General features: G+C 63.5%; 12 protein-coding genes and 1 riboswitch. Of the genes, 5 read left to right on the top strand and 7 right to left on the bottom strand.

Going from position 1 to position 12,996, the window contains the following annotated elements; genetic code table 11:
* Positions 1–107: 107 nt before the first annotated feature.
* The 4 genes from mntP to WBB95_RS21285 all read right to left on the bottom strand — a co-directional run bounded on the left by mntP (position 108) and on the right by WBB95_RS21285 (position 4,196).
* A complete protein-coding gene (gene mntP, locus WBB95_RS21300) occupies positions 108–671 on the bottom strand; it encodes a manganese efflux pump MntP (RefSeq protein ID WP_424489375.1) in 564 nt (187 codons plus the stop codon).
* Between the two features lie 12 nt (positions 672–683).
* Positions 684–851: riboswitch (yybP-ykoY riboswitch) on the bottom strand.
* Positions 852–881: 30 nt separating this feature from the next.
* Positions 882–1,664: a methylmalonyl-CoA decarboxylase gene (scpB, locus tag WBB95_RS21295; RefSeq protein ID WP_424489374.1), complete on the bottom strand. Its 783-nt coding sequence runs from the start codon at positions 1,662–1,664 to the stop codon at positions 882–884.
* Positions 1,661–2,884: a CaiB/BaiF CoA transferase family protein gene (locus tag WBB95_RS21290; protein ID WP_424489373.1), complete on the bottom strand. Its 1,224-nt coding sequence runs from the start codon at positions 2,882–2,884 to the stop codon at positions 1,661–1,663. Before WBB95_RS21290 ends, scpB begins: the two co-directional genes overlap by 4 nt.
* A 16-nt stretch (positions 2,885–2,900) precedes the next feature.
* The gene (locus tag WBB95_RS21285; protein ID WP_424489372.1) at positions 2,901–4,196 is read right to left on the bottom strand and encodes an MFS transporter; all 1,296 of its coding nucleotides are present in this window, start codon (positions 4,194–4,196) and stop codon (positions 2,901–2,903) included.
* Between the two features lie 138 nt (positions 4,197–4,334).
* On the opposite strand from WBB95_RS21285, the gene WBB95_RS21280 reads away from it, so the two are divergent.
* The gene (locus tag WBB95_RS21280; RefSeq protein WP_424489371.1) at positions 4,335–5,270 is read left to right on the top strand and encodes a LysR substrate-binding domain-containing protein; all 936 of its coding nucleotides are present in this window, start codon (positions 4,335–4,337) and stop codon (positions 5,268–5,270) included.
* On the opposite strand, the gene WBB95_RS21275 is transcribed toward WBB95_RS21280, so the two are convergent.
* Positions 5,257–5,790: a LuxR C-terminal-related transcriptional regulator gene (locus tag WBB95_RS21275; protein ID WP_424489370.1), complete on the bottom strand. Its 534-nt coding sequence runs from the start codon at positions 5,788–5,790 to the stop codon at positions 5,257–5,259. The two genes, WBB95_RS21280 and WBB95_RS21275, sit on opposite strands and share 14 nt — an antisense overlap.
* 129 nt (positions 5,791–5,919) lie before the next feature.
* Here WBB95_RS21275 and WBB95_RS21270 point away from each other — a divergent pair, with 129 nt between their 5' ends.
* Genes WBB95_RS21270 through WBB95_RS21260 form a run of 3 tightly spaced genes read left to right on the top strand, consistent with a single transcriptional unit; the run spans position 5,920 to position 10,006 of the window.
* Complete coding sequence (locus WBB95_RS21270; RefSeq protein WP_424489369.1) at positions 5,920–7,098, top strand: acetyl-CoA acetyltransferase; 1,179 nt, start codon at positions 5,920–5,922, stop codon at positions 7,096–7,098.
* A gap of 3 nt (positions 7,099–7,101) precedes the next feature.
* The gene (locus WBB95_RS21265; protein WP_424489368.1) at positions 7,102–8,634 is read left to right on the top strand and encodes a class I adenylate-forming enzyme family protein; all 1,533 of its coding nucleotides are present in this window, start codon (positions 7,102–7,104) and stop codon (positions 8,632–8,634) included.
* Between the two features lie 43 nt (positions 8,635–8,677).
* Positions 8,678–10,006, top strand: a complete 1,329-nt coding sequence (locus WBB95_RS21260) for an MFS transporter (RefSeq protein ID WP_424489367.1) — start codon at positions 8,678–8,680, stop codon at positions 10,004–10,006.
* Between the two features lie 23 nt (positions 10,007–10,029).
* On the opposite strand, the gene WBB95_RS21255 is transcribed toward WBB95_RS21260, so the two are convergent.
* On the bottom strand, positions 10,030–11,118 hold the full coding sequence (locus WBB95_RS21255) for an LLM class flavin-dependent oxidoreductase (protein ID WP_424489366.1): 1,089 nt from the start codon (positions 11,116–11,118) through the stop codon (positions 10,030–10,032).
* A 197-nt stretch (positions 11,119–11,315) separates the two neighbouring features.
* Positions 11,316–12,167: an AraC family transcriptional regulator gene (locus WBB95_RS21250; protein ID WP_424489365.1), complete on the bottom strand. Its 852-nt coding sequence runs from the start codon at positions 12,165–12,167 to the stop codon at positions 11,316–11,318.
* A gap of 109 nt (positions 12,168–12,276) precedes the next feature.
* On the opposite strand from WBB95_RS21250, the gene WBB95_RS21245 reads away from it, so the two are divergent.
* Positions 12,277–12,687, top strand: coding sequence for a hypothetical protein (locus WBB95_RS21245; RefSeq protein ID WP_424489364.1), 411 nt, complete (start codon positions 12,277–12,279; stop codon positions 12,685–12,687).
* Positions 12,688–12,996 lie beyond the last annotated feature (309 nt).

The raw sequence follows: 12,996 nt of genomic DNA, 5'->3' as shown, positions 1-12,996 counted from the left end.
TGAAAGTTGTGTAGATACTTATGGCCATCGCAGGCAAGCCAGCCCTCACCCCGACAACGGATAGGTACCCGGCAGACGAGCAAAGCCCCGCTAAAACCGTGCATGCCTCAAACCGACAAATGCTCATACAAAATCGTCGCACCCACCAGCATCAGCACCACGCCGCCGACCATCTCGGCGCGCTTGCCTACCACCGTGCCCAGTACACGCCCGAGCATCATGCCGAGCGTCACCATGGTCATGGTCGCCAAGCCAATCGCCGCCGAGGCCACCAGGATATTCACGTCGACAAACGCCAGGCCCACACCCACCGCCAGCGCATCAATGCTGGTGGCGAACGCGGTGACAGCCAGGATCATGAAGGAATGCTGAGTCGGCTTTTGCGCTTCTTCATCCTCAGGCTTGAACCCGTTGTAGATCATGTGCAGGCCCAGCGCGACCAGCAGGGTAAAGGCGATCCAGTGGTCCCAACTCTCCACCCAACGCGTGGCCGCATGGCCGATGGCCCAGCCGATCATCGGCGTAATGGCTTCGATCACACCAAAGATCAAGCCGGCGCGCAGGGCTTCGGTCAGGCGTGGTTTGTGCAGGCTGGAGCCTTTGCCGATAGCCGCCGCGAAGGCGTCCGTGGACATGGCAAGGGCGAGAAAAGTGAGGGAAATGGGATTCACGGTAAGGCTTCCAGTCGGGCTGTATGAGTCAACGACACAACCACACGCCCGACTTTAGGCATGGATGTGTCGCTGGTCTCACCAACCACAACGGTGTTCGTACCACGGCAGGTTGCCGAATATGTTGATACGAACGCTTCTGAGCGGGTCAGAAGCCGGTTACTCCCCAACGAAGGGCAGGAGCATAAACGGCCGGATATGAAAAAACTGTCAACGTCCCTCAAATACAGGTGGGCGGCGTTCGGCAAAGGCCGCCAGCCCTTCACCGAAGTCCGCGCTCGCGCACGCCTGGCGGCGCAACTCGGCAATCTGTTCCATGGCTTGCACAGGCATCGGTTGCAGGTCTTCGAGGATGCGCAGTTGTTCCTTCACGGCTTGAATCGCCAGCGGGGCCTTGGCGGCGATGCCCTGGGCAATATCCAGGGCGGTGGCTTCCAGGGCGTCGGTGGGCACAAGGCGGTTGATCACGCCAAAACGCTCGGCGCGCTCGGCGTCGAGTTTTTGCGCGCAGAAGAACATTTCCTTGAGCACATGAATCGGCAGGTTGTTGAAGAACCGCAGCAGGCCGCTGGTGGTGTAGGGCAGGCCGATGTTGGCGGGGGTCATGGCGAAGCTGGCGCTGGCATCGGCCACCACCATGTCGCAGCTCATGGCCAGGTCCACGGCGCCGCCCCAGGCTGAGCCTGAAATCAATGCAATCACGACGCCAGGGTAGGCACGAATACGCCGCAGCACCTGTTCCAGGGGTTTGCCGTAGGCGACGGGGTCGCGGTCGCGGGCGACCTCGCCGATATCGTGGCCGGCGCTCCACACCGCCTGGCCTGCTTGCGCCCCGAGGATCACCACGCCGACGCGCTGGGCGGCGAGGGCGACCAGGCTTTCGTCCAGGCTGTCGAGCAGTTGCGCGCTGAGGGCATTGCGCTGGCTGGGATTGCTGAAGGTCAGGCGCGCAATGCGCTTGTCGATGAGGGTAAGTGACACAGTGGCAGTCATGATGCAGTTCCTGTTGAACGGTCGATTGGGGTGGCCTGCATGAGCACCTTGGCCTGGAGCAACGTCTGTATGCAGTCCGGGTCAAAACCGGCTTCGAGTAATACCTCGACGCTGTGCTCGCCGAGCAGCGGTGGTGGCCGCTGCGCATCGGTCGATTCGGCCCCGCTGAACACAGGAGTCACCACCTGGCGCAAGGCGCCCAATGTCGGATGCTCAAGGGTGTGGGTCAACCGGCTGTGCAGCACCTGCGGGTCGGCAAAGACTTCATCCAGGGTGTTGATGGGCCCGGCGGGCAGCCCGGCGGCGATAAACCGTTCGGTCCAGTCGCGCTTGCTGCGGGTCTTCAAGCGGGTCTCCAGCAGGGCTTTCAACTCGTCTCGGCGTTCCACGCGCGCTTCGTTGCTGGCAAACCGCGGGTCATCGGGCAGGTCCGGCAGGTCGAGCAGCACACACAACCGGCCCCACATGGCCGAGGTGATCGGTGCCAGGTTCAACGGGCCGTCGAGGGTCTGGAACACGCCGTAGGGCGCAATCACCGCATGGGCGTTGCCGGTGCGGCGCGGCACATCGCCCAGGCTCAGGTAACGCTGGCCGTGCACGCTGAGCAAACCCATCAAGCTGGCCAGCAACGAGGTATGGACGTGCTGCCCGCAGCCGGTGCGTTCGCGCTCCAGCAGGGCCGCCAGTACGGCGGTCACCAGCCACATGCCCGAGGTCAGGTCGCCGATGGCGGTGCCGGTGCGGGTGGGGTCGCCGTCGCTGAAACCGGTCAGGCTCATCAGCCCGGAATAGCCTTGGGCGATCTGGTCGAAGCCCGGCCAGGTGCTCATCGGGCCGTCGCTGCCGAAGGCGTTGATGCTGCCCAGAATCAGGCGCGGGTTGCGCGCACTGAGCACCTCGTAGCCCAGGCCCATGCTCTCCAGCGTGCCGGGTTTGAAGTTTTCGATCACCACGTCGGCGCCGTCGATCAGTTGCTGGAGCGTGTCCAGGCCCCTGGGGTGACGAAAGTCGATGCAGAGCCCGCGTTTGTTGCGGTTGCACGACAGGTAATACGTGCTCACGCCACGGTCGAACGGGCCCCAGGTGCGGCTCATGTCGCCGTCGGGGCCGGGTTCGACCTTGACCACATCGCCACCCAGGTCAGCCAGCACCATGGTGCAGAACGGGCCGGACAGCGCACGGCTGAGGTCGATGATCTTGATGCCTTGCAACGCTTGCATGGGCGTCTCCAAAGGGTTATTGCGGCAGGGTCTGGTCGCGGGTTTCAACGGCAAACGGCAGGATCAGCACACCCAGCACAAACGCGGCGGCCGTCCAGGCAATCGGTGTGCCGAGGGAGCCGTATCCATGAATGGCTGCCGCCAGCAGAAAGTTGACCCCGGCGCCGATGAAGCGCCCCACGGAGGCGTTGAACGCAAAGGCCGTGGCACGGATGCGCGTGGGATATTGCTCGGGCAACCACAGTGAAAAGATTGCGAAGTTGCCGCCGAAGAAACCCAGGAACACCAGCGACACCATGAACAGGTGCAAGCCATCGTCGAGGTAGAACACCCAGCCGAAGGCAAAGACGATGGCGGCCGCCATGCCACTGAAATAGATCCCCAGGGCTTTGCGTCGGCCCACCCGTTCTGCCAGCCACGGTGCCACCAGGCAACCCAGAATGGTGCTGAGCGCCAACACCGCGGCGCCGATCGACGCCAGGTGTACGGCGCCAACATGGTCGATACCGGCACGGGTGGCCAGGGTGACCACGGCGGTGGCTTCATACACGGAGCCGGCCCACAAACCGACAATCGCCACGCCGACCAATGCCGAGCTGGTCAAGGTGCGACGGCGAAAGGCGGGCGCGAAGATTTCCCACCACGGCGCGCGCGGGCCGGTCTTCGCCAGGTGGCGCTGCGGTTCCTTGACCTTCAGCGCGGTATAAATGGCAACCACCGCCGGAAACAGCCCGCACAGGAACATCACGCGCCAGCCATACGTGGCGCCGACGGTGTAGTTGAGCAATGCGGCAATGAAAAAGCCCAGGTAGTAGCCGGTTTGCAGGTAGCCGGCGCCCATCTTGCGGCGGTCTTCGGGCCAGCTCTCGGCCACGTAAGTGCCGGCCAGTGCCCATTCACCGCCAACGCCGATCCCGGCGATCAAGCGGAAAATTGCCAGTTGCCAGATGTTGTCGGAAAACGCCGCTGCACCGGTGAACAGTGAGTACACCAGAATGCTCGCGGCCAGCACCTTGACGCGGCCGAAACGGTCGGCCAGCGGCCCCCATACAAACGACAGGCCCCAGCCAACCAGGAACAGCCCGAACATGATCGAGCCATACATGGCGATGTTCGCGGCGCTGGGCTCAAGGCCGGAGCGGGGCAGCAATTCGGTGAGGGCGGGAATCAGCACCAGGGCGAAGATGACCGAATCCACGCCATCCAGGACCCAGCCCAGGTAGACCGCCCAGAAACCGCGAATCTGTTCGCGGGACAGCGGCGTTTTACTCAGGTTTACACGCAGTGCCGACGCGCTTAACGCTTTGGACATGACGACCTCCCATGACCCTGATCGGGCCTTTTGTTGTGAGATCAATCTAGGGCGGCGTGGCATAAGCAACAAATATGAAATTCCTTTGGTGGCATCGGATTTATATATAGAGTCGAGGTTTTCGGGGGGAGGGCTCTTATGGATCTGCGCCAGTTGCGGTACTTCGTCAAAGTGGTCGAGTGCGCCAACATCACCCGCGCCAGTGAGGCATTGCACATTGCCCAACCTGCCATCAGCCAGCAGATGCGCAACCTGGAACAGGACATGGGCATGCAACTGCTCGAACGCGGCGCCCAGGGCGTGGTGCCCACCGCTGCCGGCCAGACGTTGTACCGGCATGCTGTCGACCTGCTGCGCCAGGCCGACGCCACCCATGAGCTGTTGCGCCAGGACGCCGCATACCCGCAGGGCAAGGTGTCCGTCGGTATGCCGTCGAGTACCGCGCGGATGCTCGCCATGCCACTGGCGCGGACCATCCGCAGCCGCTACCCGGGCATCAAGCTGGAATTGATCGACGCGCCGAGCGCCGACCTCGGTGGCTTGATCACCGCAGGGCGGGTGGCGCTGGCGGTGGTGGTCGACGGGGTGCCGACGCGCGGTGTGGTGTCGCGGCGTTTATTCACCGAAACCCTCTACCTGGTGGCCTGGCCGGAATTCGAATTGCCCCACGCATCGGTAAGCCTGGCCAGCCTTGCAACCATGCCGTTGGTGCTGCCCTGTGCGCCGAACACCATTCGCAGCCGCGTCGAGGCGGCGATGCAGGAAGCCGGGCTGCCGTTTGCCGTGGAGTTCGAAGCCAACTCCACCGACCTGTTGTTCTCGGCGGTGCTGGCGCGGCTCGGTGTGACCCTCCTGCCGTGGGCGGCGGCGCACGTTGAGCTGGCGCAACAAACGCTCAAGCTCGCCCGGGTTGATCACCGCTTGTTCAACCGGGAACTGTCGTTGTGCTGGCCGGACACGGCGGTGCACAGCAACGCGGTGCAGAAGGTCAAGGCGACGATCCTTGAGTTGTTCGAGGGGTTTGAACAGCAACAAGGCTGGGCGGCGGCGCAGGCAGGCGCTACGCCACCATAATGATCTTCGACACTAGCTCCACCACCGTCTTGGCCTGCAACTTCCTCATCAGCCGCGCCCGGTGCACTTCCACCGTGCGATGGGAAATCGCCAGGCGCAGGGCGATTTCCCGCTCCCGTGGCGTGAGGTCGCCGGTGCCCTGGTGGGTGCGGTCCAGGCGCTCGAAGTGCCAGATCATCAGCTTGAACGGGTCTTCAGGGGTGAGGGTGTAGCCATGGGACTTGGCCCAGAACACTTCGCCGCTTTTGTGCTGCATGAAGCGCTCGTCGGAGTAGAAGCCGTTCTCGCTGTCCAGCAACCAGTCGTGGCTGCGCTTGCCGATGGCATGGTAATCGGCCTGGGACGGGTAGATCAGCAGGGTCAGCTGGTTGAGCAAGGCGTCGCGCGGGTAACCGAACAGCTGCAGGAACGCTTCATTGCAGTCGACGATCACGCGATGACGGGTGACCAGCTGTGGGGCGGGGGAATGTTGGAACGCCAGGCGTCCGAGGTCGTGCAGTTGCGGTGAAAATGCGTTCATTGGGCATCCTGCCTCGTTGTGTTTCGCGTTGGCGGCTACTTATTCATGTAAGTAGTTACACGAATTGGCGAGCGACCAACGCTGGGTCATTGTAAGGAATGTCCGCACCAAGAACAGAAGAAAATAACTATGCCTGCTGATTGCGTTTCCATTGTTGCTGCCGGTCACTCACGCTTTGGTCGCCTGGAAGGCACCACCCTTGAAGACCTGATCGTGCAGGTCACCCGCGAAGCCCTGACCGACGCGGCCATTGACGCTTCAGAGATCGACGCGCTGTTCCTCGGCCACTTCAACTCGGGGCTGGTGCCCGACGGGTTTGCCGCCTCGCTGTTGCTGCAGGCCGACCCGGGCCTGCGCTTCAAACCGGCTACCCGTTGTGAAAACGCCTGTGCGTCCGGCTCGGCAGCCATCCAGGCTGGTGTCAATGCGATCCTTTCCGGCAGTGCCGAACTGGTGCTGGTAGTGGGTGCAGAAAAAATGACCCACACCTCGACCGCCGACGTCACCCAGGCCCTGGCCGGTGCCGGCTACCAGAACGACCCCGCCGAAGCCGGCCTGAGTTTTCCGCAACTGTTCGGCCGCGCAGCCCGCCAATACGCCGAGCGCTACCACTGCCCGTTGGGTTCGATGGCGGCCATCGCCACCAAGAACCACTCCAACGCCATGGCCAACCCGCTGGCGCAGATGCACCGGGTGATGGACTTCGAGCACTGCAACAACGTGTCCAAGAGCAACCCGTTTGTGGCCGAGTCGCTGCGCCTCACCGACTGCTCGCTGATCAGCGACGGCGCCGCCGCAATCATCCTGGCCTCGCCCAAGCGTGCGCGCGCGTTTCGCCGTGACGTGCAGATTCGCGCGATGACCCAAGTCAACGACACGCTGCCCATCGCCGGGCGCGACATCCTCGCCTTTGAGGGCCCGCAGCGGGCGATCCACTCGGCGTTGCGCGGCGCGAATGTGACCTTGGCCGACCTGAGTTTCGCCGAGGTGCACGACTGCTTCACCATCGCCGAGCTGCTGATCTACGAAGCCATGGGCCTGGCGCCGAAAGGCGAGGGCCATCGCGTGCTCGACAGCGGCGTGGTGCGCGCCGGCGGGCGGTTGCCGGTCAACCTGTCCGGCGGGCTCAAGGCCAAGGGGCACCCGGTGGGCGCTACCGGCGTGTCGATGCATGCATTGGCGTTCCGGCAGTTGACCGGCGAGCCGATTGGCCTGGCAGTGCCCAACCCGGAATTCGGCCTGGTGTTCAATATGGGCGGCATGGCCGTGGCCAACTACGCCAGCGTTTTGCACACGCGGCGCGCCTGAAGCATGAACATCGCCAACTGGCTGCACGACACCCAACGCCGCGCCCCGCAACGCCCGGCGCTGTTCGACGGCACGCGGCAAGTGGCCGACTACGCCACCTTTGCGGCGCATGTTCGCCAGCGCGCTGCCTGCCTGGTGGACCAGCACGGCGTGGCGGCGGGCGATGCGGTCGCCGTACTGATGAAAAACAGCTGCGACTACCTGGAACTGCTCTACGCCATCTGGTGGATCGGCGCGGTGGTGGTGCCAATCAACGCCAAGCTGCACCCGGCGGAAGCCGCGTGGATCGCCGAAAACGCTGAGGCGAAGTTGATATTCACTGACGGCGGCCGGGTATTGTCAGCGCGGGACTTGCCCCTGCGTTGCAAGGAGCTCGACGGCCATGCGCTGCCGCCCACCCGTGGCTGGCCGACGCTGGAACACCCGGTACCGCGCCAGGCCAGCGACCTCGCCTGGCTGTTCTACACCTCCGGCACCACCGGACGCTCCAAGGGCGTGATGCTGTCCCACGGCAACTTGGTCGCCATGTCGCTGTGTTACCCCATTGATGTCGACCCGGTGAGTGCCGACGACGCGGCGGTGTATGCCGCGCCGATGTCCCATGGCGCCGGGCTCTACAACTTCATTCACGTGCGCTGTGGCGCCCGGCACGTGGTGCCGGCGTCCCATGGTTTCGACGCTGCCGAGCTGTTCGGGTTGGCGACCGAGTTGGGCAACGTTTCACTGTTTGCCGCCCCGACCATGGTCAAGCGCATGGTCGAGCAGGCGCGGCGCCAGGGTTACCGCGGCGAGGGCATCAAAACCATCGTCTACGGCGGCGGCCCGATGTACCTGGCCGACCTGCGCGAGGCTGTCGAAACCTTTGGCCCGCGCCTGGTGCAGATCTACGGCCAGGGCGAAAGCCCGATGACCATCAGCGTACTGCCCCGCGCCGTGATTGCCGACGGCCAACGCGTGGGCTGGGCCAGCCTGGCGGCGTCCGTCGGGCATGCGCAGTCCTGCGTGGAAATACGCATCCTCGATACACACCATCAGCCGGTGCCAGCCGGCGAACGCGGCGAAATTGCCGTGCGCGGTGCGACCGTCATGCACGGCTACTGGCGCAACCCTGAGGCCACCCGGCAAACCCTGGTCGATGGCTGGCTGCTGACCGGCGATATCGGTTTTCTCGACCCGGCCGGCTACCTGACCCTCACCGACCGCTCCAAAGACGTGATCATCACCGGCGGCAGCAACGTGTACCCGCGTGAGGTCGAGGAAGTGCTGGCCCAGCACCCCGAGGTGTTTGAAGTGTGCGTCGTCGGCGAGCCGGATGCGCAGTGGGGCGAGTCGGTGGTCGCCTTTGTGGTGACACGCAGCGCGCAGCCGCTCGACACGGCCGAACTCAGCGCCTGGTTTCTAACGCGTATGGCCTCATTCAAGAAGCCGAAGAAGTACCTGTTCCGTGATGAGTTGCCCAAGAACAGCTACGGCAAAATCCTCAAGACCGACTTGCGGCAGTGGCTGAAAGAGGCGAGTATCGCCGCCGTTCGCTGAACCCGTTTTTCCATGGATTGATAGACGACAAGGAGTCCCTTCGATGGGTATTCACGCGCAAGACACGGCCCGCAAGCGGCGCCGTGCGTTTCTCGGTGCCACCTCCGGCCACTTGATCGAGTGGTACGACTACGGCGTCTACGGCTTTCTCGCCGTGTACATCGGCCAGGCGTTTTTCGTCTCCGATGACCCCACCACCAGCCTGTTGGCGAGCTTCGCCGCGTTTGCCCTGAGTTTCTTTATCCGGCCTCTGGGCGGGCTGTTCTTCGGCCCGCTGGCGGACAAGATCGGCCGCCGCAAAACCCTGATCATGGCGCTGGTGATGATGTCCGGTTCCACCGTGCTGCTCGGCCTGTTGCCGACCTACGCCACGCTGGGCATCGCCGCGCCGATCCTGCTGATTCTGGTGCGCTGTGTGCAGGGTTTCTCGGCGGGCGGCGAAATCGGCACCGTCACCAGTTTTATCTCCGAATACGCCGGCCCCGGCCGCCGTGGCTTTGCCACCTGCTGGCTGATGGTCACTGCAGTGCTGGGCCTGTTGCTGGGCGGCGCTGTCGCCAATGGCATGACCTGGATACTGGGCGCCGACGTGATGCAGGAGTGGGCCTGGCGCGTGCCGTTCCTGATCGCCGCGCCCCTGGGCTTTATCTCCATGTACATTCGCCTGAAACTTGAAGACAGCCCCGAGTTTCTCGCGCTGCAACGTGCCGGCCAAACCTCCCGCGCACCGCTGCGTGAAGTCTGGCAGTGGAAGCGCGCGATTGCCCTGGTGTTCTTTATCATCACCTTGCACAGCTCGATCTTTTACCTGGTGCTGACCTTCGCTTCGACCTACATGGCCAAGATCCTCAAGTTCGACAGCGGCACCACCTTGCTCTACGTGTTCGTCGCCAGCTTTTCGGCGGCGTTCGTTATGCCGTTTGGCGGCGCGTTTACCGACAAATACGGGCGCAAACCGTTCCTGATGGTGGTTGGCACCCTGGCCACGCTCGCTATGTTCTGGCTGTTCAAAATGGCGCCGACCGCCACACCCGCAACGTTCTTCGCACCGTTGATGGCGGTGGCGATCCTGTTCGGGCTGTACGCCTCGTCCACCTATGCGCTGATGAGCGAACTGCTGCCGACACGCATCCGTTCCACCGGCATCGCGGTGGCGTATAACGTGCCGGTCGCCGTGTTCGGCGGCAGCGCACCGCTGATCTCCACCTGGCTGATCAAGGTGACCGGCGACATCACCTCGCCGTGGTATTTCTATGTGGCCACCGGCGTGGTTTCACTGATTGCGCTGGTGGTGTTGCGCAAGGAAGATTTCGTCGCCAGCGGCAGCCCCGTGGTGGCGCCCGCAGTGGAAGGCGCGGTGGTGTTGAGTTAAACCAACACCCTGCGTTTAGCCTGTTACGCGACCTTTTCTGCGGCCTGCCGCTCGCGTTCTGCGACCCGCTCGCGCGTGAGCGGAATCAGGCGCTTGCCATAGTCGATCGCATCATTGAGCGGGTCGAAGCCACGAATCAGGAACGTGGTAATACCCAGGTCGTAGTAGTCCAGCAGCGCTTCGGCGACTTGCTCGGCCGTGCCCACCAGCGAGGTCGAGTTGCCTTGCGCCCCCAGCAGCCCGGCAATCCCGGTCCACAGGCGCTTGTCCAGCCGCGAGCCTTGTGCGGCGGCGGCGAGCAGCCGGCGTGAACCCTCGTTCGGCGGTTCGCGCCGCACAAAGCCATTTTTCTCAGCCAGGGCCGTGGCTTGTTGCAGGATGGTGTCGGCGCGGGCCCAGGCCAGTTCCTCGGTCTCGGCCAGGATCGGCCGCAACGACAAACTGAAGCGAATCGTGCGCCCGTGCCGGGCCGCTTCGGCGCGTACCTGGGTCACGACGTCGCGCACTTGCTCATAGGTTTCACCCCACAACGCGTACACATCCGCATGCTTGCCCGCCACCGCAATCGCGGCGGCCGACGAGCCGCCGAAATACAGCGGAATATGCGGTTGCTGCGGTGATTTCACCGTCGAGTGCGCGCCTTCGACCTGGTAATAGGTGCCGGCGAAATCGAAAGGCTTTTCACTGGTCCATTCCTGGCGCACCACACTGAGGTATTCGTCGGTGCGCGCGTAGCGTTCGTCCTTGCCGATATGGCTGCCATCGGCGCGCAGTTCGCGGTCATCGCCGCCCGTGATGATATGCACGGCGGTGCGCCCACCGTTGAACACGTCCAGGGTATTGAATTGGCGCGCCGCCAGGGTGGGCTGGGCAAAACCCGGACGGTGGGCGATCAGAAACTGCAGCTTTTTGGTCACGCTGGCGGCGTGGGAGGCGATCAGCGTGCTGTCCGGGCTGTTGGAGTGAAAGGCGATCAGGGCTCGGTCGAAACCGGCGTCTTCGTGGGCGCGGGCCACGGTTTCGACGTAGTCCGGCTGCAGGGTAGGGCCACTGCGCGGGTGAATCTCGGAAGCGTGGTGGCCGCCGATATAGCCGATGAATTCAATGCTCATGGTCAGGTCCTTGTTGGGTCGGGGTTTACACCTCCACCGGGCAAGGGGTCGGTTATTCAGCTCAAAAATAGGCGCAGCGGCGCGTCCTGTAAAAGGCTGAATGGTTCTAACCTAATTATTAAAAAGCAGAATCACCTGATTGAATAAATATCAGCAATACGCATTTTGAGTTTGTCGGGTTATTCCTGGGGAGGCTTTCATGGTGTTTCGAGCATCGCAATGCCGGGCTGCCCGGCATTGCCGCTCACGCCCACGCGATCGGCCAGGTAACGCGCCGGCGGTTGGCCCACGGCCTTGCGAAACATGGTGATAAAGCCGCTGGCGTTTTCATACCCCAGGTCGAGCGCGACGCGCTGCACGCTTTCCCCTTTGGCCAGGCGTTGCAGGGACAGGATTACGTGCAACTGCCGGCGCCAGCGCCCGAAACTCAAGCCCAGCTCCTCCAGCAACAAGCGCGTCATGCTGCGCTCGCTCATGCCGATACGCACGGCCCATTGGCCGAGCGTGGCCTTGTCGCCGGGGTCGGCGAGCAGGCTGTCGGCCAGGCGGCGCAGGCGTGGGTCCTGGGGCATGGGCAGGTGCAGGTCTTCGACCGGGGCGTCGGCCAACTCGTCCAGCAGCGTGTTGATCAAGCGGCCTTGGGCGCCCTCGACGTCATAGAGTTGCGGGAAGCTCACGGCCTTGCTGATCAGCCCATGCAATAAACCCGACACGCCGAGGGTGCAGCATTGCGCGGGCAGGGCGCTTGAGGCGTCGGGGTCGACCAGCAGGCAATAAACCTGCGCCTCGCCCGAGCCGCGCGCCGCATGTGACATCCCGCCGGGAATCCACAGTGCGCATTGCGGCGGCACGATCCAGATACCCGCCTCGATTTCGCAGTGAATGACGCCGCGCAGGGTGTACATCAACTGCGCCTTTCGATGGGAGTGCTGCTCATGTTCCCAGCGCTCCGACGTACTGCTCGCGCCCACGGCGACCACGGCACGCGGGATCAGGTCGGCATCCTTGGACATTCGCGCGTCGTGCAGGTCAAGGCGGTGGTGTTTCATGGCGAATTCGCAGCTTGGCTGAATTGCGAAACATTCTGGCTATTCTGTGCGATGCCGTCCAGTGGCGAGGTCACTATAGTGAGATCCACTCTCATTCAGGAGCTTTGCCATGCGACTCGACAGCACGACATTCCCCGTGGTCAAAATCGTTTTTGATGCCCCCAACCAGGGTGGCCCCGACGACACGTTCCTCACATTCGAAGGCCTGCTGGCCCGTCAGCAACCCTTCCTGCTGCTGCACGAAAAAGCCGTGGATGAAAGCAATCACGCGCACTCCCACGAAGAGCGCAAGCAGGCTTCCATCTGGATGAAGAAAAACAAACAGGCGTTGCGCACCTTCGTCAGAGGCATGATCCAGGTGGAACCGAGCGCGGCAAAGCGCCTGGCGCTCAAACCGTTTGCCGTGACGTTCGGCAAGGCCTGGGGCTACCCGTTGCTGGTGGTCGAGTCTCGGGACCGCGCCTGGGCACTGGCGCAGGATGTGCTGGATGAGCGGGTGTCGGATGTGGCGCATTTCTGAGGGGGGCTGCTGGAACAGGCGCCACCTGTCACCTGTGGGAGCCGGGCGTGCCCGCGATGCGGGCAGCTCGGTGTGTCAGCTGCAACCGGCAGATGCCATCGCAGGCAAGCCAACTCCCGCCAGGGTGTGCGGTGTGCCTTAGTCCACGCACATCGCTCGGCCCAGCTGGCCTTTTTCTACGGTTGCCGAGCAGCCAAAGTGCCCGTTATCGACCTGGCAGGCGCCTGTCACCGGGCCATTCCCGGACTGAGTTGTCACGCTGGTCCGGCACTCGCCTTCACACTGGCTCGAATCGGTACAGGCCTTGCC

It is taken from the genome of Pseudomonas sp., assembly GCF_049645325.1.
Taxonomy (GTDB): domain Bacteria; phylum Pseudomonadota; class Gammaproteobacteria; order Pseudomonadales; family Pseudomonadaceae; genus Aquipseudomonas.
This window is presented reverse-complemented; position numbering and strand designations above follow the sequence as displayed.

What these genes read in the sequence shown, in the direction of transcription:
- scpB (WP_424489374.1), bottom strand. Translation starts at nt 1,664, where the DNA reads ATGACTGCCACTGTGTCACTTACCCTCATCGACAAGCGCATTGCGCGC.
- WBB95_RS21290 (WP_424489373.1), bottom strand. Translation starts at nt 2,884, where the DNA reads ATGCAAGCGTTGCAAGGCATCAAGATCATCGACCTCAGCCGTGCGCTG.
- WBB95_RS21285 (WP_424489372.1), bottom strand. Translation starts at nt 4,196, where the DNA reads ATGTCCAAAGCGTTAAGCGCGTCGGCACTGCGTGTAAACCTGAGTAAA.
- WBB95_RS21280 (WP_424489371.1), top strand. Translation starts at nt 4,335, where the DNA reads ATGGATCTGCGCCAGTTGCGGTACTTCGTCAAAGTGGTCGAGTGCGCC.
- WBB95_RS21275 (WP_424489370.1), bottom strand. Translation starts at nt 5,790, where the DNA reads ATGAACGCATTTTCACCGCAACTGCACGACCTCGGACGCCTGGCGTTC.
- WBB95_RS21270 (WP_424489369.1), top strand. Translation starts at nt 5,920, where the DNA reads ATGCCTGCTGATTGCGTTTCCATTGTTGCTGCCGGTCACTCACGCTTT.
- WBB95_RS21265 (WP_424489368.1), top strand. Translation starts at nt 7,102, where the DNA reads ATGAACATCGCCAACTGGCTGCACGACACCCAACGCCGCGCCCCGCAA.
- WBB95_RS21260 (WP_424489367.1), top strand. Translation starts at nt 8,678, where the DNA reads ATGGGTATTCACGCGCAAGACACGGCCCGCAAGCGGCGCCGTGCGTTT.
- WBB95_RS21255 (WP_424489366.1), bottom strand. Translation starts at nt 11,118, where the DNA reads ATGAGCATTGAATTCATCGGCTATATCGGCGGCCACCACGCTTCCGAG.
- WBB95_RS21250 (WP_424489365.1), bottom strand. Translation starts at nt 12,167, where the DNA reads ATGAAACACCACCGCCTTGACCTGCACGACGCGCGAATGTCCAAGGAT.
- WBB95_RS21245 (WP_424489364.1), top strand. Translation starts at nt 12,277, where the DNA reads ATGCGACTCGACAGCACGACATTCCCCGTGGTCAAAATCGTTTTTGAT.